Annotated in this window: 21 protein-coding genes and 1 pseudogene; 16 read left to right on the forward strand and 6 right to left on the reverse strand. The window is 62.8% G+C overall.

Translation table 11 applies throughout. The features are described 5' to 3' along the window. Positions 1-75 precede the first annotated feature (75 nt). A complete protein-coding gene (locus KY379_RS06150; RefSeq protein WP_261239412.1) occupies positions 76-1,404 on the reverse strand; it encodes an MFS transporter in 1,329 nt (442 codons plus the stop codon). 163 nt (positions 1,405-1,567) lie between these two features. Between KY379_RS06150 and KY379_RS06155 the strand changes: the two genes are divergently transcribed. Beyond that, positions 1,568-2,665, forward strand: coding sequence for a sugar diacid recognition domain-containing protein (locus KY379_RS06155; RefSeq protein WP_261239411.1), 1,098 nt, complete (start codon positions 1,568-1,570; stop codon positions 2,663-2,665). Positions 2,666-2,788: 123 nt separating this feature from the next. Beyond that, complete coding sequence (locus KY379_RS06160) at positions 2,789-3,928, forward strand: glycerate kinase (protein ID WP_261239410.1); 1,140 nt, start codon at positions 2,789-2,791, stop codon at positions 3,926-3,928. A 10-nt stretch (positions 3,929-3,938) separates the two neighbouring features. Here KY379_RS06160 and KY379_RS06165 read toward each other — a convergent pair whose 3' ends face one another. Continuing rightward, positions 3,939-4,937 carry an SCO family protein gene (locus KY379_RS06165; protein WP_133324044.1) on the reverse strand — a complete coding sequence of 333 codons (999 nt, stop codon included), beginning with the start codon at positions 4,935-4,937 and terminating at the stop codon, positions 3,939-3,941. A 99-nt stretch (positions 4,938-5,036) separates the two neighbouring features. Beyond that, the gene (locus KY379_RS06170; RefSeq protein WP_261239408.1) at positions 5,037-8,432 is read right to left on the reverse strand and encodes an Ig-like domain-containing protein; all 3,396 of its coding nucleotides are present in this window, start codon (positions 8,430-8,432) and stop codon (positions 5,037-5,039) included. Between the two features lie 289 nt (positions 8,433-8,721). On the opposite strand from KY379_RS06170, the gene KY379_RS06175 reads away from it, so the two are divergent. Further along, on the forward strand, positions 8,722-8,892 hold the full coding sequence (locus KY379_RS06175) for a DUF6021 family protein (protein WP_261239407.1): 171 nt from the start codon (positions 8,722-8,724) through the stop codon (positions 8,890-8,892). Between the two features lie 28 nt (positions 8,893-8,920). On the opposite strand, the gene KY379_RS06180 is transcribed toward KY379_RS06175, so the two are convergent. Both KY379_RS06180 and KY379_RS06185 read right to left on the reverse strand, forming a co-directional pair. Continuing rightward, positions 8,921-9,172 carry a hypothetical protein gene (locus KY379_RS06180; RefSeq protein ID WP_133324042.1) on the reverse strand — a complete coding sequence of 84 codons (252 nt, stop codon included), beginning with the start codon at positions 9,170-9,172 and terminating at the stop codon, positions 8,921-8,923. 24 nt (positions 9,173-9,196) lie between these two features. Beyond that, positions 9,197-9,697: a DUF4142 domain-containing protein gene (locus KY379_RS06185; protein WP_133324041.1), complete on the reverse strand. Its 501-nt coding sequence runs from the start codon at positions 9,695-9,697 to the stop codon at positions 9,197-9,199. A 170-nt stretch (positions 9,698-9,867) separates the two neighbouring features. Between KY379_RS06185 and KY379_RS06190 the strand changes: the two genes are divergently transcribed. From KY379_RS06190 to KY379_RS06200, 3 genes are all read left to right on the forward strand, one after another. Then, positions 9,868-10,110 carry a hypothetical protein gene (locus KY379_RS06190; protein ID WP_133324040.1) on the forward strand — a complete coding sequence of 81 codons (243 nt, stop codon included), beginning with the start codon at positions 9,868-9,870 and terminating at the stop codon, positions 10,108-10,110. Beyond that, positions 10,107-10,901 (forward strand): exodeoxyribonuclease III, encoded by a 795-nt coding sequence (gene xth / locus KY379_RS06195; protein ID WP_261239405.1) that lies wholly within the window; start codon positions 10,107-10,109, stop codon positions 10,899-10,901. The genes KY379_RS06190 and xth overlap by 4 nt, the downstream gene beginning before the upstream one ends. A 104-nt stretch (positions 10,902-11,005) precedes the next feature. Beyond that, entirely contained in the window at positions 11,006-11,473 is a 468-nt protein-coding gene (locus KY379_RS06200) for a sterol desaturase family protein (RefSeq protein ID WP_133324038.1), read from the forward strand. A gap of 6 nt (positions 11,474-11,479) precedes the next feature. Here KY379_RS06200 and KY379_RS06205 read toward each other — a convergent pair whose 3' ends face one another. Then, positions 11,480-12,367 carry a bile acid:sodium symporter family protein gene (locus KY379_RS06205; protein ID WP_196171739.1) on the reverse strand — a complete coding sequence of 296 codons (888 nt, stop codon included), beginning with the start codon at positions 12,365-12,367 and terminating at the stop codon, positions 11,480-11,482. A 191-nt stretch (positions 12,368-12,558) separates the two neighbouring features. On the opposite strand from KY379_RS06205, the gene KY379_RS06210 reads away from it, so the two are divergent. The 10 genes and pseudogenes from KY379_RS06210 (at position 12,559) to KY379_RS06255 (ending at position 21,339) form a co-directional block, all read left to right on the forward strand. Continuing rightward, positions 12,559-13,437: a Dyp-type peroxidase gene (locus KY379_RS06210; RefSeq protein ID WP_261239404.1), complete on the forward strand. Its 879-nt coding sequence runs from the start codon at positions 12,559-12,561 to the stop codon at positions 13,435-13,437. Positions 13,438-13,519: 82 nt separating this feature from the next. Beyond that, positions 13,520-14,431 (forward strand): aldo/keto reductase, encoded by a 912-nt coding sequence (locus KY379_RS06215; protein ID WP_261239403.1) that lies wholly within the window; start codon positions 13,520-13,522, stop codon positions 14,429-14,431. A gap of 4 nt (positions 14,432-14,435) precedes the next feature. Next, positions 14,436-15,722 (forward strand): NTP/NDP exchange transporter, encoded by a 1,287-nt coding sequence (locus tag KY379_RS06220; protein ID WP_133324034.1) that lies wholly within the window; start codon positions 14,436-14,438, stop codon positions 15,720-15,722. A gap of 257 nt (positions 15,723-15,979) precedes the next feature. Beyond that, positions 15,980-16,093: pseudogene (locus KY379_RS06225) on the forward strand (KGG domain-containing protein); the annotation flags it as partial. A 63-nt stretch (positions 16,094-16,156) separates the two neighbouring features. Continuing rightward, the gene (locus KY379_RS06230) at positions 16,157-16,351 is read left to right on the forward strand and encodes a hypothetical protein (RefSeq protein WP_133324032.1); all 195 of its coding nucleotides are present in this window, start codon (positions 16,157-16,159) and stop codon (positions 16,349-16,351) included. A gap of 25 nt (positions 16,352-16,376) precedes the next feature. Further along, positions 16,377-17,708: an iron-containing redox enzyme family protein gene (locus tag KY379_RS06235; protein ID WP_196171741.1), complete on the forward strand. Its 1,332-nt coding sequence runs from the start codon at positions 16,377-16,379 to the stop codon at positions 17,706-17,708. After that, positions 17,708-18,664, forward strand: a complete 957-nt coding sequence (locus KY379_RS06240) for a methyltransferase (RefSeq protein ID WP_133324030.1) — start codon at positions 17,708-17,710, stop codon at positions 18,662-18,664. Before KY379_RS06235 ends, KY379_RS06240 begins: the two co-directional genes overlap by 1 nt. 140 nt (positions 18,665-18,804) lie before the next feature. Then, positions 18,805-19,386 (forward strand): nucleosidase, encoded by a 582-nt coding sequence (locus KY379_RS06245; RefSeq protein WP_261239401.1) that lies wholly within the window; start codon positions 18,805-18,807, stop codon positions 19,384-19,386. A 117-nt stretch (positions 19,387-19,503) separates the two neighbouring features. Further along, on the forward strand, positions 19,504-20,409 hold the full coding sequence (locus KY379_RS06250) for an SDR family oxidoreductase (RefSeq protein ID WP_261239400.1): 906 nt from the start codon (positions 19,504-19,506) through the stop codon (positions 20,407-20,409). An 87-nt stretch (positions 20,410-20,496) separates the two neighbouring features. After that, the gene (locus tag KY379_RS06255) at positions 20,497-21,339 is read left to right on the forward strand and encodes a Ku protein (protein WP_133324027.1); all 843 of its coding nucleotides are present in this window, start codon (positions 20,497-20,499) and stop codon (positions 21,337-21,339) included. Positions 21,340-21,342 lie beyond the last annotated feature (3 nt).

Below are 21,342 nucleotides of genomic sequence, written 5' to 3' on the forward strand. Positions count from 1 at the left end.
TCTGACGATCGGAAGGGAATTTGCGGGCAAGCCCGCTCCTACAGGGACAGCAGTGATCCTGTAGGAGCGAGGGGGTCAATTGGCCGGGGCGGTTTTCAGGACACCGGCGCGCGACACGCGCAGCGCCACCAGGCTCCCGACCATGATGAGGCCGGCCAGGGAGTACAGCGCGGCGTCGGTCGAGCCGGTCTGGTCCTTGATGAAACCGACCAGATAGGGGCTGAGGAAGCCGGCCATCTGTCCCACCGAGTTGATGATCGCCAGACCGGCAACGGCGGCGCCAGCGCTGAGCAGGGCGGTCGGCATCGGCCAGAACATCGGCAGCCCGGTCAGTGCGCCCATGGTGGCGATAGACAGGCCGAGGATGGCCACCGCAGGGGTGCCGGCGAAGTTGACGGCGATCAGCAGGCCAATGGCGCCCATCAACATCGGTACCACCAAATGCCAACGGCGTTCGTTGCGTAGGTCGGCAGAGCGGCCACAGAGGATCATGAACACACCGGCCAACAGGTACGGAATGGCGCTCAGCCAGCCGATCAGCAGCGGGTTGTCGAAGCCCATGTTCTTGATGATCGACGGCAGCCAGAAGTTGATGGCGTACACGCCACTCTGGATGCAGAAGTAGATGAAGCCGAAGGTCCAGATCAACGGGTTGGTCAGCACGGCGAGGATACCGTCGCCCATGGTGTTGGGCTTGCTGGCGGCATCGGCGTTGAGGTCCGCTTCGATCAGTTGGCGCTCGGCCGGGCTCAGCCACGCGGCCTTCTGGTAGCCGTCGCTGAGCAGGCCGATGGCCAGGACGCCCAGCGCCACGGTTGGCAGGCCCTGGATCAGGAACATCCATTGCCAGCCGGCCAGGCCGTGCTGGCCCGCCGCGAAGTGTTCGAGGATCCAGCCGGAGAACGGCCCGCCAAGCAGGCCCGAAACCGGGATCGCCGACATGAACAAGGCCATGATGCGGCCACGACGGTCTGCCGGGAACCAGCGCGAGAGGTACAGCACCACGCCCGGGAAGAAACCGGCTTCGGCGGCGCCGGTGAGCAGGCGCAGGGTGTAGAACTCGCTGGGGGTGGTGACGAACAGCAGGCAGGTCGACAGCGCGCCCCAGGCGATCATCATCGCCGCGATCCAGCGCCGCGGCCCGAAGCGGTTGAGCGCAAGGTTGCTGGGCAGGCCGCAAAGCACGTAGCCGATGAAGAAGATACCGGCACCGAGGCCGTACACGGTTTCGCTGAACTGCAGTGCATCGAGCATCTGCAGCTTGGCGAAGCCCACGTTGACGCGGTCCAAGTAATTGAACAGGTAGCAGATGAAGATGAACGGAATCAACCGCAGAGTGATGCGCCGATACAGCGCGTTGCGGGTGATGTCATTGCCTTGGTCAGGGGCAGGGCTGTGTGCCATGATCGAATTCTCTGTTGTTATGATTCTCGCCGCGTCGCCTGTACCGGCGCTCGCCCTGACGAGTCTCGGGGAGTGCGACGCGCCTGTCTTTGTGCTTTTGCACAGTCCGGAGGTTACGATGCTGTGCTACCTCACAATGCCCAACTGCTGAAGGATTCGTTGAATGTTCGAACTGGACCATGACCTGGCGCAGGATATCGTGGATCGGGCCATGGCCATCCTGCCCTGCAACGTCAACGTCATGGACAGCCAAGGCCTGATCCTGGGCAGTGGTGAGCCCGAACGTATCAATACCCGGCACGAGGGCGCGCAACTGGTGTTGGCCAATGGGCGCATCGTCGAGCTGGATGTCGATGCAGCCAAGTGCCTGAAGGGTGTGCAGCCCGGCGTCAACCTGCCATTGATGCTCGATGGCCGCCTGATCGGGGTACTGGGGCTGACGGGCGACCCGCTGCAACTGCGTACCTATGGCGAACTGGTGCGCATGACTGCCGAGATGCTCCTGGCCCAGCGCCACCTGCAGGTCGAGCAACAGTGGCGGCGTCAGCGCTGCGACGACCTGCTGGCGTTGTTGCTCGGCGCCAGCGGCGACTCACCAAGACTGCTCGACGAGGCGCAACAGCTAGGCCTCAAACCACAACTGCCCAGGGTGCCGTGCCTGTTCGAACTGCGCGCGGGGCCGCCTGCCGAAACGCTGTCGGCCTGGCTGTCGAGCCGCTACCCGGAAAGCTGGTGTGTCAGTCCATCGCGCGAATCCTTGCTGTGGTGCCGCCCCGCCAGCGTGGGGCTGGATGAGGTTCGCCTGCTCGAGCGTCTGCAACGCCATGGCTGGGAGGTCGAGCGCCTGGCGCTGGGTAGCGTCGCGCAGAGCCTTGAACAGTTGCGCCGGGGCTACCGGAGGGTACGCGACCTGCTGGCCTACGGGCGCGAAGTGCTACCCGGTGAGCGCCTGTTGAGCTTGTCCCGTTATCGCTTGCCGGCGTTGCTCTGGCGCCATCGCAACGACGATGCGCTGGATGAGCTGCTGGAGCCGTTGCTGCGTATCCGTGCCAAGGATGGCAGCGGCCAGTTGCTGCCGACCCTGCGCGCCTGGTGCGCGCACGATGGTCAGAGCCAAGCCTGCGCCGATGCGCTGGGGATCCACCGCAACAGCCTGCGTTATCGACTGGAGCGCGTAGCCGAACTGGGTGAGGTCGACCCACTGCGGCTGGAGGGGATGCTCAGCCTCTACCTTGGCTTGCAGCTCTTGCCAGCGGACTGAGGCACGTCGAGCCAGTCGGAAAATGCATTTGCCCAAACAAGCGCCACGGGCTTTTGTGCATTCGACCGAGGCCAGTGCGCAGCGCAACTGTCAGCATGCCCTCAACTGGACAGGAGAATCCCCATGAAAATCGTCATCGCCCCCGACTCGTTCAAGGACAGCCTGGACGCCGCCGGCGTGGCCCATGCCATCGCGGGCGGCCTGGCCGAAGCCTGGCCAGGCGCCGAGCTGGTCGAGTGCCCGATGGCCGATGGTGGAGAGGGCACCCTGGAGGCGATCGTCGCCGCCAGCCAGGGCGAGTTGCGTCGCCAGGTGGTGCGTGGCCCGCTGGGGCAGGGTGTCGAGGCCGCTTGGGGCTGGCTGGCCGACAGCCGTACCGCAGTCATCGAGATGGCCCAGGCCAGCGGCATTCAGTTGCTGCCCCGCGATCAGCGCGATGCCTGCCGCAGCAGCACCTGGGGCACTGGCGAGCTGATTGCAGCCGCCTTGGCCGCTGGCGCCCAGCGTATTGTCCTGGCGATCGGCGGCAGCGCCACCAATGACGGTGGTAGCGGTATGCTGCGTGCCCTAGGCCTGCGCCTTTTCGACGCCCAGGACCAGCCTCTGGCCGAGGGTGGCCTGGCCCTGGCCGGGCTGGCCCGCCTCGACGCCAGCGGTGTTGACCCGCGCTTGGCCGAGGTATGCGTCGAAGTGGCCGCCGATGTCGATAACCCCCTGTGTGGCGCCAATGGCGCATCGGCGATCTTTGGGCCGCAAAAAGGCGCCAGTGCCGAACAGGTGAAGGCGTTGGACCAGGCGCTTGGGCACTTCGCCGACCAATGCGCACAATTGCTCGGGAAAGACCTGCGCGACGCTCCAGGCAGCGGCGCGGCCGGCGGCATGGGCTTTGCCGCCAAGGCGTTCATGGGGGCGCGGTTTCGCCCCGGCGTTGAGGTGGTCGCGGAACTGGCCGACCTCGACAGCCTGGTACAGGGCGCCGATCTGGTGATCACCGGGGAAGGGCGTTTCGATGCCCAGACTCTGCGCGGCAAGACCCCGATGGGCGTGGCCAAGGTCGCCAAGCGCCATGGTGTGCCGGTGGTGGTACTGGCGGGCACGCTGGGTGAGGGCTATCAACAGCTGTATGGCCATGGCATCGATGCCGCGTTCGCACTGACCAGCGGGCCGATGAGCCTGGAGCAGGCCTGCGGCGAGGCTGCCACGCTGTTGCACGCTCGGGCCGGTGACATCGCCAGGCTGTGGCGGATTGCCCGGACAGCCTGATGACGGGCGTTCAAGGTGTTTGTCTGGCAGCCATTGGCGTCTGGATACGCGCCGTTTCATCTTCCAGGTAGTTGAGCAGGGCGGTGACCTCGGCGTCACCCAGGCGCATGTTGGGCATGGCCAGACCGTTGTATTGTTCGAGCAGCAGCATGGCCAGCGGGTCCTTCTCGGCGATCACCTGGTCCGGGGCCTTCAACCAGCGGACCAGCCACTGGATGTCACGTTGCCGTGTCACCCCCAACAGATCGGGGCCGATGCCGGGTTGGCTGCCGGACTCGGCGTTGCCCAGGGTATGGCAGGATGAGCAGCGGGTACGAAAGATCTGCTCGCCACTGCTGGGTGGGCGCACTTGCGGTGCACTGGCGTAATCATTGGCCGTGGCGCTGGCTTGGCGCCAATTGTGCAGGCTGTTGCCCAGGCGGTCGGCGAGGATGTACGGGCTTTCGAAGGGCGAGGCTTTCATCCAGCGCCCGGTGGCCTGGTTGCCGATGATCAGGCTCAGGTTGTGATCCTTGGAACGGCCGTTTTCCAAACCTTCTATGTAGAGGCCCAGACGCCGGCGCAGTTGCTCGATGTCGTCGGCTTCACCCGTGAGCAGGGTCCAGCCAGGGCCGATACCGAACTTTTCGGCGTAGCGCTTGAGGGTGGCGGGGGTATCGTTGTAGGGGTCGATGCTGATGGAATAGAGAAAAATGTCCTTGCCCACCCGATCGCCGAGAATTTTCTGCACCTGGCGCAGACGTGCAGTTTCCACCGGGCAGGAGTCGGAGCAGCCGGTGAAGATGAAGTTGATGGCCACCACCTTGTCCTTGATGAGGTCATCGAAGAAATGCACTTGCTTGCCATCCTGGGTGAGCAGCGGCGTATTGGGGAAGTAATCCGCACCCCAGGGCGTAGCTTCATCGTGCGGCGATGTGGCCAGCGCTTGAGGGACAGGCTTGAGTGGCCAGTAGTGAAGGCCGACGGCAAAGAGCAGGAGAGCGAGCAGCACACGCCATGACCAGGCCATGATGGCATCCTCTTCGAGATTGCAGGTGTTTGCTCGGCGGCGGGCCTGCGCCTACAGGTACCGAAGTACGCGTAGGCGCAGGCTTGCGCCGACGACGACTCACTTGACGCTGATCGGCGCTGTCACGCTGCCTCCCAGGGCGGATTTCACGGTGATCGTCGCTGGACTGGCCGGGCCGCTGCCGGTGGTGGTCACCGACAGCCGCCAGCGTGCGCCGCTGCCAGAGGCGCTGAGCGTGGCCTGGCCAAGGTTCAGCGGGCCTGCGGTGGTCGCTGCGATGACAGTGATGCTGTTGCCCGTGGCTACCGAGGTGGTGCCGGATAGATCCCAGGTGTAGCGGTTGTTGCTGCGCAACTGCACCGTCGCGCTGCTGACCTGGATCTGGTCGGCCACCACTGCTGGCGAGACAGCGACGCTGACCGTAGCCGGGGTCGTCGATTCCGCACCCTTGGCGTCTCGCGCCGAGTAAGTGAAGCGAGCGGTGAACGGCGTCGGCACGGTTTCAGGGGGGGTATAGGTCACTTTCACGCCGTCGCTGCTCACCACGCCTTGCCCGGAGTCCGGCTGGGCCAGGCCCACCACGCTCAACGGCAGATTGCCTTCGGGATCGGTATCGTTGGCCAGCACATTGATCTCGATCGGCTTGCCAGCGGTGGTCGCAGCACTGTCATTGACCGCCACCGGAGGCTTGTTGCTGGTGTCCTCGCCATTGTTGCTGCTGGGGCTGCGGAAGGTCGGCAAGCCCACTGAGGCCACGTATCCCACACCATCCCAGCCCGGCAGCGGGGTCGGCATGACCTGGAACTGGCCAGGGTGTTCCAGGTCCCACCGCAGCAGCATCGAGGAGTCTTCGTGCTGGGTATTGTGGCAATGCTCCATGTAGGTTCCGGCGAACTCGCGGAAGCGAATGGCCATTTCCACCTCTTGCGGTGAGTCGCTGTCCGGCCCGATGCGATAGACATCCTTGCGTGCCCATTTTTCCCATTCCGGGGGGGCCTTGCCGTCGCGGCTGAGGATCACGCCTTCCTCGAAATGCACGTGCACAGGATGGCTCCAGCCGTTACCGCCGTTCTTGATCTTCCACACTTCCAAGGTGCCGTCGCCGCTGAAGCCTCCGTCCGTGGCCTCGCTGGCCAGTTGCGGCGCGGCGGTGATGCGCCTTGGGTCCATGCTGTAGCCGAAGCCGCCGTCGGTCTTGATGGTCCAGGGCGTGGTATCGGTGCCATCGGAGCGACCGAAGAGGAACTCACGATGTCGCGCTGCCTTGAGCTTGTCCTTGTCGGCGACTGCGTTGCGGTCGATGGTCAGCGGGATCATTTTCAGGCCTTCAGCCTTGCCAGGCTTGGCCGGTTCATAGGCGGTCGGGTCCATGGCCTGGTCGACGCCGCTGTATGGTTGTACCAGCAGTTGCAGGAACTTGCCCACCACTGGGTCGCCTCTGTCCCATTCCGGACCTTTGCTGGTCTGCTTGATCTCAGCCTTGTACTTCTCCGACAACACATCGGCGAGCGAGATGACCTCGCCCGGGCCTTTGCCGGTGTCGTGTGCCTGAAGGTTGACGAAGTAGAGCTTGTCGCCCGCCTTGATGCCGTTCTTGGCGAAGTTGATGATGATGTCGTAGCGTTCGGCGATGCCTTGCAGGGGAAGGATGCCGTTGTTGTCCTCCAGTTTGCCGTCGCCATTGAGGTCCATGGTGCCGTCGAAGGGCACGGCGTGTTCCATGATGTTGCCGTCATTGGCGATCATATGGAACGGCACCCGTGCATAGGACAGGTTGGAACCCGAAGGGCCCTTGAACTCGCCGCTGTTGCCGGCGATCTCACGCACCACGGCGAATTTGAAGTACCGCGACACCGAGCCGTTGAGGATACGGAAGCGGTAGCTGCGTGCCCGCACCTTGAGCTTGGGCTGGTACTGCCAGTTGACCAGGATCTGGTCGCCGAGGAAACCATCGGTGTTGAACGGGTTGAACCACAATTGGCCATTTTCGTCCCAAGCCTTGTCGGCGATCACCAGGTTGACGTCATAGTCGCGGTTACCCCAGGGCAAGCCGGTGCCGCTCGGGAAGCGCAGGTTGACGCCGTCCTGAACGGCCTCGTTGCCACGGTCGATGGCGCTGTAGTAGTTCATCATCACCGCGTTGCCCTTGTAGACGTTCTGCGCCGTGAAATCGAGCATGTGGTCGTGGAACCAGTGGGTGCTCATGGTTTCGTGCCAGTCGCCACGGATCTTGATGGTGCCGTTTTCGCAGGTTTTCAGGCCTGGTGAGGCGTCGTTCACGTAGAGCGTTTCACCCGGTGAGCAGGGGAACGCTGCTCGTGGATCCTGCGCCCGAGTATTGATCGTGTCGTAGCCTGCCAACTGCACCGGCCAGCGGTAGTCGTAGTATTGGCCGGGGAAGAAATAGGCATTGGCGAAGCCGTCGCTCTCGGCCGGCGAGTGGCCGTTGTGCTCGTGGGTGGAAATGGTGTGCAGGCCGAATCCCCCGTTGGCCGAAGGATCGATCGGCAGCGCGTTGTAGTGGCGCATCAAAATCGGCTGGCCATAGCGCACCATCAGCAGCTTCGGCGGGAAGGTGCCGTCGAAGGTCCACAGCGATTTGTGATTCTGCACCGGGAAATTCGGGTGGAACCGTGTGTCGATGTTCTTGGTGGTGCCGAGCGTGGTCGGAATGTCCGATGTCTGGTAGTACAGCCCGCCGGGGGCGAACTCGCCAACGGCATAATTGTGCAGTTGCTTGCGGTCGCGCAGGCCCAGGTTGATGCGTGCTCCGGCCTGTGCGGTCTTGAACGCTGCCTGCGGGTAGAATTCGTTCCAACGCTGGTGTGACCAACCTTTTCCTGGCGGCCGGCCCTCGGCTGGCGATCCGACCGAGTTGCGGTTCAGGAACAGTTCGATCTGCGCCTTCCACGGGTTGCGGTCCAGGGTATTGGCGTACTGGCTAGGGAAGGGAAACAGCCCCGGTTGCTTGAGGAAGGCTTCCAGGGCACTGCCGCTGGGGCTGCTGCGTGCGACCACGTTGGGGTCTTGAGTGGGGGCCGGACCGAGGGTCGGCACCGGGAATGAAAGCTCAGGCGGCGGCAGATTGGGGTCGAGTTTTTCCAGACCGAATTCTTCGAACAGCAGCAACTGCTGGGTGAATGGTTGGGCACCGAACAGCGGGCTGGGCTTGCCGTTGGTGGGGTAGTTGCGCGAGGTCTGTTGAGCGGGCTGCAGGACGTTGTCGACACGCACGGTATTACGGTCGCCATACTCGCCGTCTGGCAACTCCAGCGCACCTTCGTTGGCCTCAGGCATATTGAACAGGTCGAGCAGGGCCGGAGTGGGGTCGTCTGGTTGATCGTTGTAAGCGGACGGATCCGTAGGCGGTGGCTGGCTTACATCGTCTAGAGAGGAGGCACTGGCGGAGATCAGTCCGAAGCCGAGCAACAGCGCGGTGACGGCGCACAGTGGGAACGCATGGCGATTGGGGTGGAACAGGTCAGGGGTTTTCATTGCCTGATGCCTCGCTTGCAAAATGGCTCTTGGCCATCAATGGCGTTTTGCCTGGTTCTACAAGGGCTCAGCAACGGGTGTGCCAATTCGAGGCTCAGTAATGCTTTGTTAAACAAATGCTTGTCAGGCCTGAGCTGCGCTAAATGACAGAGTGCCAATGAACAGGTGATTTCCCCGGCAGCGGGGCTTGGACGGACCCAACTGTGGTGATTGGGCCCCAGTGCAAATAAATCAAACTTTCGCCACGGATTAGCGCTCTTCCCTAGACATGTTCAAGGGAGATTTCCGTATGTCCAGGTCAGAGCAGCATCCCGATTTCAAGCAGGGCCCGCACTCTTCGGAGCATGCCGACGACCAGGCCGACCTGGGTTTCGACCCGGACTCGCCTGACCTCGAGGACCCGCAGGTCGATCCTCAAGGCCCCGCGAAGCCGCCTCGGGACCATGAGAAAGAGGGGTAAGGAAAGGGCCGCAGATGCGGCCCTTTTTTCAGCTCTCCAGCTGTTTCGCTGCATCGACCCCTGCAGCCGACAACTTGATCGGATAACTGACGCTGATCTGATGCTGGTCGTCCACACTGACGTGGGCGCCCTGGATCAGGCCATGCTCTTGCAGGGTCTTGAGCATGCCGGCCACGGCCTTCTCGCCGCGGTAGTTGTCCAGCACTTCCTTGCCCAACCCTTCAGGGTGAGCGTGCAACAGGCGGGTGAGGATTTCCGTGCGTAGGGCATCGTTGCTCATAGGTAGCCTCCGAGGGATATCACGTTACTTGTCATGCTTTGCCTTCAGTTCCTTGGCGTGCTGCAGGTGTTTCTCCAGCGTCGGCAGGGTTTTTGCGGCAAATGCTTTCAGCTCGTCCTTGTCGGAAGAATTGGCTTCTTTCTGGAACAACTCGACGGCCTTTTCATGGGCGTCGACCTGATTGTTCAGGTAGGACTTGTCGAACGAATCGTCGCGCCACTCAAGGATCATCTTCTTGACCTTGTCGGTAAGCGCGGCATCGTCGGGTACTTCGATGTCCAGCTTGCCGGCGAGGGCGGTGAGCTCCTCATTGGCCTTGGTATGGTCGGTGACCATTTGCTTGGCAAAAGCCTTGATCTCGGTGTTCTGGCTTTTCTCCTGAGCCAGGTTGCCGGTGACGATCTCGGCGATGCCCGCTTCGGTGGCGGCATCGACAAAATCGTTGGAGGAGGCTGCCATCGCTTGCCAGGAGGCCATGCCCAGTACCATCGACAGGCCGACGCGCTTGATGAAGAGGTTGTTCATGTCCCGCTCCTTAAGAGGTTGATGCGACTTCGGTGTCGCGTACGGTTGAGCCGGGGCGTGGGGCAAAGGTTTAATTTTTTTGCCATGGCCCAGCCTGGGCGGGTTTGCCGTTGAACGTTGTGCCGGGTCTGGGCTCACACATTCAAAGACCTGCAAGAGGAGTTGAGCCGATGAGCATCGAACGCAGCATTGCCGAGCTCGAAGCGTGGTACGCCCAATACGATGACGTCAGCTATCGCCGCGAATCGCCGGACGCCTACCACCATGAGTTGCTGCGCACTGCACAAGCCTTGCGCGACGATGGCGCCATCGATTGGGACGACTGGCTGGCACTCAAGCGCTTGGCCGATCAGGCCCATGCCCACGCCTTGGAAGACGCCGTGCAGGCCCACGTCAATGACCCCGACGCATGAAAGCGCTGAAGATTGCCACGTTCAACGTCAATGGCATTCGCAGTCGGCTGCCGGCGCTGCTGGACTGGCTGGCCCGTGAACAGCCGGATATCGCCTGCCTGCAGGAGCTCAAGGCGGCGGATCGGCAGTTTCCTCGCGGAGAACTGGAGGCCGCAGGTTATGGCTGCCTGTATCACGGCCAGCCATCATGGAACGGCGTTGCCATCCTTGCCCGAGGTGGCGAACCGCTGGAGGTCAGGCGCGGTTTGCCGGGGATGAAGGACGATCAGCAGAGCCGCTACCTGGAAGCGGCCGTACACGGCGTGCTGGTCGGTTGTTTGTACCTGCCCAATGGCAACCCACAGCCCGGCCCCAAGTTCGACTATAAGCTGCGCTGGTTTCATTGCCTGATCGAGCATGCCCGCACCCTGCTGGTGAGTGAGCACCCGACGCTGTTGGCGGGCGACTTCAACGTGGTGCCCACCGACCAGGACATTTACAACCCCAAATCATGGCGCAAGGACGCCTTGCTGCAGCCTGAGTCCCGCGCATGTTACGAGCGCTTGTTGGAGCAAGGCTGGACCGACGCCGTGCGCCACCTGCACCCGCAGGCGCAGGTCTATACCTTCTGGGATTACTTTCGCAATCATTGGGCACGCAACGCCGGACTGCGCATCGATCATCTGTTGCTCAATCCGCTGCTGGCCGACCACCTCAAGGCGGCGGGCGTCGATGCCTGGGTGCGCAACGAACCCAAGGCCAGTGACCATGCGCCGGTGTGGATCGAGTTGGGTACGCGCAAGCGACGCTGAACCCGCTTCAGCCACAACGCCCTGCAGTCGGTCACGACCACGTGGCAATGCGGGCGGGTAATCGGTACTCTTGCGCGATCGTTCAACCGCTGCCGGACCGTTTCATGCTGTTCAATCTCACCGTGCTGTGCGCCACCCTGGTGGCCATGGAGGGTGTCGGCACGCTGGCCCACAAGTACATCATGCATGGCTGGGGCTGGTGGCTGCACCGTTCGCACCACGAGCCGCACCTGGGCGTGCTCGAGACCAACGACCTGTACCTGGTGGCCTTGGCGCTGATCGCCGCGGCACTGGTGGCACTGGGCAAGGCTGGCCATGCACCGCTGCAATGGGTGGGGGCCGGTGTTGCTGGTTATGGGGTGCTGTACGTCGTGGCCCATGACGGTTTCTTCCACCGCCACTGGCCACGCAAGCCGCGACCGGTCAATCGCTATCTGCAACGCCTGCACCGCGCCCATCGGCTTCACCATGCCGTTAAGGGCCGCAATGGCAGTGTCTCGTTCGGGTTCTTCTATGCGCCGCCGCTGGACGTGCTCAAGCGCCAATTGCGAAAGCGGCGCGATCTGCGCTGAGTTCTCCTATGAGGAACGCGCCGGTGCCTGTTCGTTGCGCCGGCGACTGACCAACCAGCCAAACCCCGCCGCCGTAAAGAACATGATCAGGCTGTACAGCGCCGCCGGCACTGCCATGGTCGCGTTGTTGAGCAACGATGGACTCAGGGCGAGAGCGATGGCCAGCGTGCCATTGTGGATGCCGATCTCCATGCCGATGGCGATGGCCTGGCGCTTGGGGATGTTCAACAACCGGGGCACCCAGTAGCCCACTGCCAGGCTGAGCAGGTTGAACACCAAGGCTGCCAGGCCCACCACCGGCGCGTATTCGAGCACTGTCTGCCAGTCCTTGGCCAGCGCCAGGGCGATAGTGAACGCCAGGAACAATGCCGCTACCTGTTTCATCGGTTTTTCCATGCGGGCGGCGAAGCCTGGTGCCCAACGGCGAATCAGCATGCCCAGTGCCACCGGTAGCAGGACGATGGCGAACACCTGCATGACCTTGGCGAACTGCAGGGGAATGGCCTGGTCCGAGGCCATGAACCACATCAACGAAAGATTGACCAACAGTGGCATGGTCAGGATGGCGATCAGCGAGTTGACCGCCGTGAGGGTGATGTTCAGCGCCACGTCGCCATGGGCCAGGTGACTGAACAGGTTGGCGGTGGTGCCTCCCGGCGAAGCCGCGAGCAGCATCAGGCCCACCGCAAGCGCCGACTCCAGGCCGAAGCCATTGGCGATCAGGAAGCACACCAAGGGCAGCAGCAGGATCTGACAGGCCAAGCCAATGATCACCGGCTTGGGATATTTCACCACCCGGGCGAAATCGGCCAGGCTCAGGGACAGGCCGAGGCCAAGCATGATGATGCCCAAGGCGAGGGGTAGAACGGCGGTGAGCAGTGGCGACGCGGTCATGGGCGGTCTCTGGGCGAAGGGTTTGCAGCAGTGTAGGCCGGTCGTGGCCAAGCATTGAGGTCGCAGACCGGGCGTTAGTAACCTTTTGTTACCGCCCAGGGAATTTCCCGCCGTGTCAGTGCAAGCGGCTTCACTGGCCAAGGGCCTCAGGGCGCAGTAGCATTCCCGCTTTTGCCGAGGATCCGTCTCTCATGCCGTACCAGCAAGGTCTGCTTGCCACTCCGGTGCCTGTGCACGCCCGCCACCTGTTCTTCGCCATCGATTCGCTCGATGCGCTGCCTGCAGCCTTGCACGCACTGCAAGGCGAGGTCGATGGTCGTCGCTTGAGCCTGGGCGTCGGTGCGCCCCTGACCAAGGCCCTGGGCCGTGAGATCGAAGGGCTGCGACCGTTCCCGCAACTGGACGCGGTGGTGGAAAACCCGAGCACCCAGCATGCGCTGTGGCTCTGGCTGCGAGGCGAGGAGCGTGGTGACCTCTATTTGCGTGCCCAGGCACTGGAGCAAATGCTGAGCCCGGCGCTGCGCCTGGTGGACCACGTCGATGGCTTTCTGCACCGCGGCGGGCGTGACCTGACCGGTTATGAGGACGGTACCGAAAACCCCCGAGACGATGATGCAGTCGAGGCGGCGATCGTCCCTGGCGAAGTTGCCGGCCTGGCAGGCTCCAGCTTCGCCGCCGTGCAGTTGTGGAAGCATGATCTGAACTATTTCAAGTCGCTGCCGCAACCGGAGCAGGACGACATCATCGGCCGTCGTCTGAGCGATAACGAAGAACTCGAGGATGCGCCGGCATCCGCCCATGTCAAGCGCACTGCCCAGGAGAGTTTCAGCCCCGAGGCCTTCATGGTCCGCCGCTCGGTTTCCTGGGCCGACACCCGTGGCGCCGGCCTGGCCTTCGTCGCCCTGGGGCGTTCGTTCGATGCGTTCGAGATCCAGCTGCGCCGCATGAGCGGGCTGGAGGATGGCGTCATCGATGCCCTGTACCGGTTCAGCCGGCCCTTGACCGGCGGCTACTACTGGTGCCCGCCGATGGCCGATAACGGTATCGACCTGCGGCACCTACTGGGCTAAACATCCAGATACAGAATCTCGCGCCGGTGCGGGCCAGGCGGACTAGCCTTGAAGGTTTCCGAATGATGACGGGAGCTTTGCCATGTACGCACGCCGTGATGTCCTACGCGCAGGTGCGACCTTGGGTGCTTTGGCTGCAGTCAGTCCCTGGCTGCAGGCTGCAGCCCAGCGCAGTCTCCTGACCCGCGCCATCCCTTCGACCGGCGAAGCGCTGCCGGTCATTGGCGCGGGCACTTCAGGCAGCTTCGAGGTCGAGCCGGACTCTGCCCAGTACCAACAGCTCAAGGTCGTACTCAAGGCGTTCTTCGAAGGCGGTGGCAAGGTCATCGACACCTCCCCCAACTATGGAGGCGCCGACGCCATCCTGGGTCAGTTGCTGGAGGAGGGCGGGTGGCACGCGCGCTGCTTCCTCGCCACCAAAATCACCGCCGACAGCCTGGCCGATGCCAAGGCCCAGTGGGGCGGTAGTCTGGCAAGTCTGCGCACCGACAAGGTCGATCTGCTGCAGGTGCATAATCTGCGTGACTGGCGCACCCAGTTGCCCTATGCCCGAGAGCTCAAGCAACAGGGCAAGACCCGCTACATTGGCATCACTCACTACCTGCGAAGCGGCCAGGATGACGTGGCCCGTATCGTGCGCAGCGAGCCCTTGGACTTCATCCAGATCAACTACTCGGTCAATGCCCCAGAGGCGGCGCGCGAGCTGCTGCCCCTATGCCAGGACAAGGGCGTGGCCGTGTTGATCAACCGCGCGTTCGACGATGGCCGGTTGTTCGCCAAGGTCAAGGGCCAGGCACTGCCGGGCTGGGCTGCCGAGGCCGGGATCGGCAGCTGGGCTCAGCTTTTTCTCAAGTTCGCCATCAGCCACCCGGCGGTGACCACCGTGATACCGGCTACCAGCCGCCCCGATCGGCAAGTGGACCAGCTCAAGGCTGGCCATGAACCCTTGCTCACCCCGGCGCAACAGCAGGCGCTGATCAAGCAGTTCGAGTGACACCATGACCCACTGGCGGCGGCGCCTGCACCAGGGTTTTAACCTCCAGTCCGGTGAAGGCCCGGCGGTGGCGGCGGGGTTGCTGCTGTTCTACTTGTTGTTCACGGGTTATTTCATGTTGCGGCCGGTGCGCGAGACCATGGGGGTTGCCGCAGGGGTAGACAACCTGCAGTGGCTGTTCACCGGTACCTTCATCGCCACGCTGGCGTGCCTGCCACTATTCGGCTGGTTGGCCAGCAAGGCTCGGCGCCGGCACATTCTGCCGTGGACCTATGGATTCTTCGCCGGCAACCTGCTGTTGTTCGCCGTGTTGTTTCAGCGTAACCCTGAGCACATCGGATATGCGCGAGCGTTCTATATCTGGCTCTCGGTATTCAACCTGCTGACCATTTCGCTGGCCTGGAGCGTTCTGGCCGACCTGTTTTCCCCCGAGCAAGGCAAGCGCCTGTTCGGCCTGCTCGCCGCCGGTGCCAGCCTCGGCGGGCTGAGCGGACCGGTCCTCGGCACGGTGTTGGTCGCCCCCCTGGGCCATGCCGGCTTGTTGGTGCTGGCGGCTCTGGCACTGCTTGGCAGTATCGGCGCGACCGTATACCTGCAGCGCTGGCGCGATGCTCAGCCGCACACGCCTGACCAGGCGCGGGGCACCAGCCGCCCTCTGGGCGGCAACCCCTTCGCCGGTGCCAGCGCAGTCCTGCGCTCGCCCTACCTGATGGGTATCGCCTTGTTCGTGGTACTGCTGGCCAGCGTCAGTACGTTCCTGTATTTCGAGCAGGCACGGGTGATCAGCGAGGCATTCCCTGACCGCACACGGCAGACCCAGGTATTTGGCCTGATCGACACGGTGGTACAGGTACTGGCGATCCTCACCCAGTTATTCATCACCGGCCGCCTGGCTCGGCGTTTGGGCGTTGGCGTGCTGCTGGTGGCCGTGCCGCTGGTGATGGCCGTGGGTTTTCTGTGGCTTGCATTGGCCCCGGTGTTCGCCGTGTTCGTCGTGGTGATGGTGGTGCGCCGAGCTGGGGAGTACGCGTTGGTGCGTCCGGGGAGGGAAATGCTGTTCACGGTGATTCCGGCCGAGGACAAGTACAAGGCCAAGAACTTTATCGATACCGTGGTCTACCGGGGCGGCGACGCGCTCAGCGGATGGCTCAAGCGCGGTCTCGACGTGCTGGGCGAGCATCCACAGCTGGCGATGCTGATCGGCGCAGCGATTGCACTGGGTTGGGGGCTGACAGGAGGTTGGCTGGGCCGACGCCAACGGCGACTGGAGAGCAGTCAAGCAAGTCGTTAACCGTTCCAGCCATCGTCAACAGACCGCGGACCTCACCAGCCACCTGAGGCAGGGCGTAACCTGTCGCACCAAATACGCATTCGACCGGTATTTAACGCCACCGGTCCGAACCCGCCGCAATAAACCGAATCCGCCGTTATCGCCGAACTCCGATCCTATGTACGGGGCGAGCCCGTGCACCCTAAAGCCACACGAGGTGTCAGAACATGGACAAGAAAGACAACAGCCGCACCGGCAGCCAGGGCAGCAACAAGAACCCGGGCAACTTCGCCAACGACCGCGAGAAAGCTTCCGAAGCCGGCCGCAAAGGCGGCCAGCAGTCTGGAAGTGGCCGTAGCAGCGAGTCGGGCCGCAAGGGTGGCCGGTCGTAAGTGAGGCAGCGCGGTGCCAGGGTGACCTGGCACTGCATACCTATTCATGACGGAGGACATACCATGCGCCTGTTTCCCTTGATTGCCTTGTTGGGCAGCCTGACTTTGCTGGGGGGGTGCTTCGATCGGGACAACGATGATCATGCGACCCAGGGTAGCGACCAGAGTAAATCCTCGGTGCAAATGCAGAACACCGACAAACCTGCGCCACAGCCGGCGCCCGACCCCGAGCCGATGCCGCGGGAAGAGAATCGTTGATCGAGAGCCTGCCCAGGAGCCCTGCATGACGGTCATGACCTGCAACACCCCACAGCTGGTAACCCCACTAAGCGGCAATGATACGCTGCAACAGCGTTACCGCCGCTTGCTGCAGGGAGTAGAGGGAGACAGCCGAGCCTGGCTTGACAGGCAATTGGACCAGGCCGCGACCTTGTCCGATGACCTTCCATCCGATCCTGCACAGCTCCCGGCCTGGAGCCGCATGCATGCCAACCAGGTCGCCCAAGCCCATGCCGGTTATCTCGAACGACGTCGCCAAGGAGCGCCGCGGCGCTATTTCAGCAACCGTGCCCACGCGCTCTGGTTCATCCAGCAGGTGGCTCCGACCAAGGCGGTGGACGGTGCATGGCTGTATTCGACCTTGCCGCGATGGCGCGATCCCCGTTACCACGGATTGATTCGAACGTATCTCGAAGAGTTGGGCGACGGCGATCCTCGTTGCAACCATGTATTGATCTATCAGCGCCTGCTTAGCCGCCTTGGCTGCGTGGATACGCTTCCTCTTGCCGATGAGCGTTACCTCTCTGGTGCCTTGCAACTGGCGTTGGGCCAATATGGCGAGCACTACTTACCTGAGGTCATCGGCTATAACCTGGGTTACGAGCAACCGCCTTTGCACCTGCTGATCACCACCTACGAGCTGGCTGAACTGGGCATCGACGGACACTACTTTCAACTGCATGTCACGATCGACAACGCCGCCAGCGGCCATGCGCAGAAAGCCATACAAGCGCTGCACCTGCTGTGCCCAGAGGACGCTGGCGAAAGCTTTTATCGACGTGTACGCAATGGCTATCGGCTCAACGACCTGGGTACCGCCACCCCCGCGTTGATAGAGCGATTCGACCTGCAGGCCGAATTGCTCGCTGCGCTGGAGCGCAAGCGGGTGTTCGGTCAGTTCATGCATTGCGACCGCTGCCGGCTGCAGAAACGCACCATCAACCAATGGTTGGCCGAGCCAGGGTTGATGCCAGGCTTTCTCGCGGCCATGCAGGACCAAGGCTGGATCCAGCGCGGTTGCGACCCGGCGCAGAGCCGCTGGTGGCGTATGATCGAAGGCCCATCGGCGCCTATGTTCGGGGTATTCGACGCCTATGAGAAACAACTGTGGTACGACTGGATCGCCGCCGATTGGCAGGGCCAGACCCGCCGAGTCGCGCCGGGAAGCTGGGAAGCGCAGCTGGCGCTGGAGCCGTTGCCACCGACTGGGACGCACGACAGTGTCGACGCGCTGATCGAACGAATGAGCGGCAACCGTCATGCCTTGCCGGAAGGATTGCTCGCCACCCAGGCCTATATTCGCGCCACGGGCCTCGTCCAGGAGGTACCCCATTGATGCGACTGGACCCTGAACAGACCGAAGCGGACGCTGCGCTGTTGCAACTCGGGCGCCGCTTGCGTGCCGATGGCTACCGCTTCACGTGTGTCACGCCGGCAACCCACGCGTACAACAATGGGCGCCCTGGAGCCGAACAGGCGCACACGCTGCGTGACATCTTCGGCTGGAGCCGCCCCTTCGAACCGTCGCTGATTTCCGCTGACGAACTCGAGCAGTTGCGCTTGGCCCAGGTAATCGTGAACGAACCGGGCGGGCTGCTGAGCAGCTCGGTGCGCTGGTCCAGCCTCGACGATCTGCTGCTGGTGCATTCGGCATACCCGACCGATACCGCGGACGCGGTGTTCTTCGGTCCGGACAGCTACCGTTTCGCCGACGTTATCCACGATCATCTGCAAAGCCGCCCCAGCCGTGTCGAGCATGCGGTGGACATTGGCTGCGGCAGCGGCCTCGGTGCCATCCTGATCGCCCGTGCGGCGCAGCATGCGCAGGTCAGCGCTGTCGACATCAATCCCTTGGCCTTGCGCTATACCGCCATCAATGCTGCGCTCGCGGGGGTCGGCAACCTGTCGGTTGAGCCCAGCGACCTGCTCGACGGTATCGCCGGCAACTTCGATCTGATCGTGGCGAATCCACCCTACATGCTCGATGGCGGCGAGCGAACCTACCGTCATGGCGGCGGCGCCTTGGGCGCACAGTTATCCCTGAGGATCGTCGAGCAGGCCCGCGAGCGGCTCAGCCCAGGCGGTACGCTACTGTTGTATACGGGGGTGGCGATGGTCGAAGGTCGGGATGCGTTGCTCGAGGCAATCCGGCTGCGCCTGGCCGGCCCACGCTGGTCGTGGGTATACCGCGAGATTGACCCGGATGTGTTCGGTGAACAACTGCGCGAGCCGGGTTATCAGCAGGTCGAGCGCATCGCAGCGGTCGTACTGACGGTCACCCGCAACGGCTGAGGCCAGTGCGCACGCGCGTGATCAAGGCCTGTGACAGGGGGCCGACGTAGGATGTTACACAAGCGCTGCCAAGGGGTTTGCAGCCATCAGCAACGCCGTTTAGAGTGGCCGGGCGCCATTTACTGCGGAAAGAAAGCCCCATGATCCACATCGATGAACACACCAGCGTCGCGCTGGCAGACACCCTCTTTGTCTTTGCCCTGGAGGCCGAAGCGGCCGATGCTTTCAGCCATGTCGATGCGGTGTTCACCGGGATCGGCAAGGTCAATGCCGCCATCGCGTTGACCAAGGCGCTGCAGAGACGCAGGCCCAAGCTGATCGTCAACCTCGGCTCCGCTGGGAGTCCTCGTTATGGCAAGGGGCAATTGGTGTGCTGCACCCGCTTCGTGCAACGGGACATGGATGTGACGCCATTGGGTTTCGCCCGCTACGAAACACCTTTCGCGGATATCCCGGTGGTCCTGGAGCAAGGCCTGAGCATGCCGGGCCTGCCGTTGGGCATCTGCGGCACCGGCGACAATTTCGAGACCCAGCATGGCGAGGCGCCGTACGACGTGGTCGACATGGAGGCTTACGTATTGGCCTTGATCGCCCGCGAAGAAGGCATCCCCTTCATGTGTCTGAAATATGTCTCCGATGACGCCGGCAGCGATGCGGCAGACGACTGGTCGGTCCAGGTACACCTTGCCGCAGCGGCTTTCGCCAAGGCGCTGTTCGACTGATCAACCATTGGTCGGCCATGGGGGCGGCGCGAACAAACCTTGACGCCGATAGCCTTCTCGAAACCCTAGGTGGCCCGCTTTAGGAGCCACGACGGTTTTACTCAGAGGAGGCTCCCAATGGCCAGCAAACCCCAGGATCAGTTCAGCCTGCAGAATCCGCTGACGCAGTATCCCCATCCACCGTTTCCCTCCCAGGGCCAGTCCGCACCAGGCCTGGACGCGGACATGCAGCCCAAGCCGGACCATGGCGAAGCCACCTATAAAGGATTCGGCCGACTGGCAGGGCGCAAAGCGCTGATCACCGGCGCGGATTCCGGAATCGGCCGTGCAGTGGCGGTGGCATTCGCCCGTGAAGGGGCTGATATCGCACTCAACTACATGCCGATCGAGCAGGCCGATGCCCGCGAGGTGATCAAACTGATCGAGGCCGAAGGCCGCAAGGCCATAGCGATTCCTGGCGACCTCAAGGACGAGGCGTTCTGCAAGACCTTGGTCGACCAGGCCCACGAGCAGCTGGGTGGGCTGGATATTCTGGTCAACGTCGCAGGCAAGCAAGAAGCGCGCAAGGATATTGGCCAGATCAGCCACGAGCAGTTCGACCACACCATGAAGACCAATGTGTATGCGTTGTTCTGGTTGTGTCAGGCCGCAGTGCCGTTGATGCCGGCCGGTGCGACCATCATCAATACCGCTTCGATCCAATCCTACCAACCCTCGGCGACCTTGCTGGACTATGCCACCACCAAGGCGGCGATCGTCGCCTTCACCAAAGCTCTGTCCAAGCAGGTGATCGAGCGGGGTATCCGGGTCAATGCGGTGGCGCCTGGACCGATCTGGACGGTATTGCAGCCCAGCGGTGGCCAGCCGCCTGAGAAAATCCCTGAATTCGGCAGCCAAACGCCGATGAAACGCCCGGGCCAGCCTGCCGAATGCGCACCTCTGTATGTGCTGCTTGCCAGCCAGGAGTCGAGCTATATCACTGGCGAAGTGTTCGGCGTGACCGGCGGCAACCCTCTGCCGTAGGGCAGGCCGGCTAAACCTTCGTCACGGTGCGGAGTCTGCTGAGGAAAGCGCCCTGCGGGTCAGGGCGCCTACCATAGGAGCAATGAAATGGCTCGGGCAATCTGGAAAGGCGCGATCAGCTTCGGCCTGGTGCACATACCGGTGTCGCTCAATTCCGCGGTGCGCTCGGAGCGGGTCGATTTTGACTGGCTCGACAAGCGCAGCATGGAACCAGTGGGTTACAAGCGGATAAACAAGGTCACCGGCAAGGAAATCGATAAGGATGACATCGTCAAAGGCGTCGAATACGAAAAAGGGCGTTATGTGGTGATCAGCGAGCAGGAAATCCACGCGGCGCGGCCAGAAGCGACCCAGACCATCGATATCTTCTCGTTCGTCGATGCATCCGAAATACCGCTGCAGCACTTCGATACCCCCTATTACCTGAGCCCTGACAAGCGCGGCGGCAAGGTGTATGCCTTGCTGCGGGAAACCTTGGAAAGCACCGGCAAGGTAGCCCTGGCCACCGTGGTACTGCATACCAAGCAGCATCTGGCCTTGCTCCGCGCACTGGACGATGCGCTGGTGCTCATCACCCTGCGCTGGCCGGCAGAAGTGCGCGGCCTGGACACCTTGGAACTGGACAAGAGCGTGACCGATGCCAAGGTGGACAAACGTGAGCTGACCATGGCCAAGCGCCTGGTGGAGGACATGAGCGGTAGCTGGAGCCCCGATGACTACCACGATGCCTTCCGCGAGACCATCCTCGACCTGGTCGAGGAAAAGGCCAGCAAGGGCAAGATCAGCGTGGTGGAAAAAGGAGAGGGCGGCCAGGGGCAGAAAGGAGCCGACATCATCGATCTCACCGAGCTGCTCAAGCGCAGCCTGGGTGGCAAGAGCACCCCGGCTGCCAAGAAGAAGCCGGCCAAGCGCTCTCGTAAGGCCTCTTGAGCA

Source organism: Pseudomonas sp. HD6422 (assembly GCF_025377065.1).
In the GTDB taxonomy this organism is placed as follows: domain Bacteria; phylum Pseudomonadota; class Gammaproteobacteria; order Pseudomonadales; family Pseudomonadaceae; genus Aquipseudomonas; species Aquipseudomonas putida_U.

What these genes read in the sequence shown, in the direction of transcription:
- KY379_RS06205 (WP_196171739.1), bottom strand. Translation starts at nt 12,367, where the DNA reads ATGACCGCGTCGCCACTGCTCACCGCCGTTCTACCCCTCGCCTTGGGC.
- xth (WP_261239405.1), top strand. Translation starts at nt 10,107, where the DNA reads ATGAAAGCGCTGAAGATTGCCACGTTCAACGTCAATGGCATTCGCAGT.
- KY379_RS06190 (WP_133324040.1), top strand. Translation starts at nt 9,868, where the DNA reads ATGAGCATCGAACGCAGCATTGCCGAGCTCGAAGCGTGGTACGCCCAA.
- KY379_RS06180 (WP_133324042.1), bottom strand. Translation starts at nt 9,172, where the DNA reads ATGAGCAACGATGCCCTACGCACGGAAATCCTCACCCGCCTGTTGCAC.
- KY379_RS06255 (WP_133324027.1), top strand. Translation starts at nt 20,497, where the DNA reads ATGGCTCGGGCAATCTGGAAAGGCGCGATCAGCTTCGGCCTGGTGCAC.
- KY379_RS06210 (WP_261239404.1), top strand. Translation starts at nt 12,559, where the DNA reads ATGCCGTACCAGCAAGGTCTGCTTGCCACTCCGGTGCCTGTGCACGCC.
- KY379_RS06200 (WP_133324038.1), top strand. Translation starts at nt 11,006, where the DNA reads ATGCTGTTCAATCTCACCGTGCTGTGCGCCACCCTGGTGGCCATGGAG.
- KY379_RS06220 (WP_133324034.1), top strand. Translation starts at nt 14,436, where the DNA reads ATGACCCACTGGCGGCGGCGCCTGCACCAGGGTTTTAACCTCCAGTCC.
- KY379_RS06170 (WP_261239408.1), bottom strand. Translation starts at nt 8,432, where the DNA reads ATGAAAACCCCTGACCTGTTCCACCCCAATCGCCATGCGTTCCCACTG.
- KY379_RS06245 (WP_261239401.1), top strand. Translation starts at nt 18,805, where the DNA reads ATGATCCACATCGATGAACACACCAGCGTCGCGCTGGCAGACACCCTC.
- KY379_RS06235 (WP_196171741.1), top strand. Translation starts at nt 16,377, where the DNA reads ATGACGGTCATGACCTGCAACACCCCACAGCTGGTAACCCCACTAAGC.
- KY379_RS06215 (WP_261239403.1), top strand. Translation starts at nt 13,520, where the DNA reads ATGTACGCACGCCGTGATGTCCTACGCGCAGGTGCGACCTTGGGTGCT.
- KY379_RS06155 (WP_261239411.1), top strand. Translation starts at nt 1,568, where the DNA reads ATGTTCGAACTGGACCATGACCTGGCGCAGGATATCGTGGATCGGGCC.
- KY379_RS06165 (WP_133324044.1), bottom strand. Translation starts at nt 4,937, where the DNA reads ATGGCCTGGTCATGGCGTGTGCTGCTCGCTCTCCTGCTCTTTGCCGTC.
- KY379_RS06185 (WP_133324041.1), bottom strand. Translation starts at nt 9,697, where the DNA reads ATGAACAACCTCTTCATCAAGCGCGTCGGCCTGTCGATGGTACTGGGC.
- KY379_RS06250 (WP_261239400.1), top strand. Translation starts at nt 19,504, where the DNA reads ATGGCCAGCAAACCCCAGGATCAGTTCAGCCTGCAGAATCCGCTGACG.
- KY379_RS06240 (WP_133324030.1), top strand. Translation starts at nt 17,708, where the DNA reads ATGCGACTGGACCCTGAACAGACCGAAGCGGACGCTGCGCTGTTGCAA.
- KY379_RS06160 (WP_261239410.1), top strand. Translation starts at nt 2,789, where the DNA reads ATGAAAATCGTCATCGCCCCCGACTCGTTCAAGGACAGCCTGGACGCC.
- KY379_RS06150 (WP_261239412.1), bottom strand. Translation starts at nt 1,404, where the DNA reads ATGGCACACAGCCCTGCCCCTGACCAAGGCAATGACATCACCCGCAAC.
- KY379_RS06175 (WP_261239407.1), top strand. Translation starts at nt 8,722, where the DNA reads ATGTCCAGGTCAGAGCAGCATCCCGATTTCAAGCAGGGCCCGCACTCT.
- KY379_RS06230 (WP_133324032.1), top strand. Translation starts at nt 16,157, where the DNA reads ATGCGCCTGTTTCCCTTGATTGCCTTGTTGGGCAGCCTGACTTTGCTG.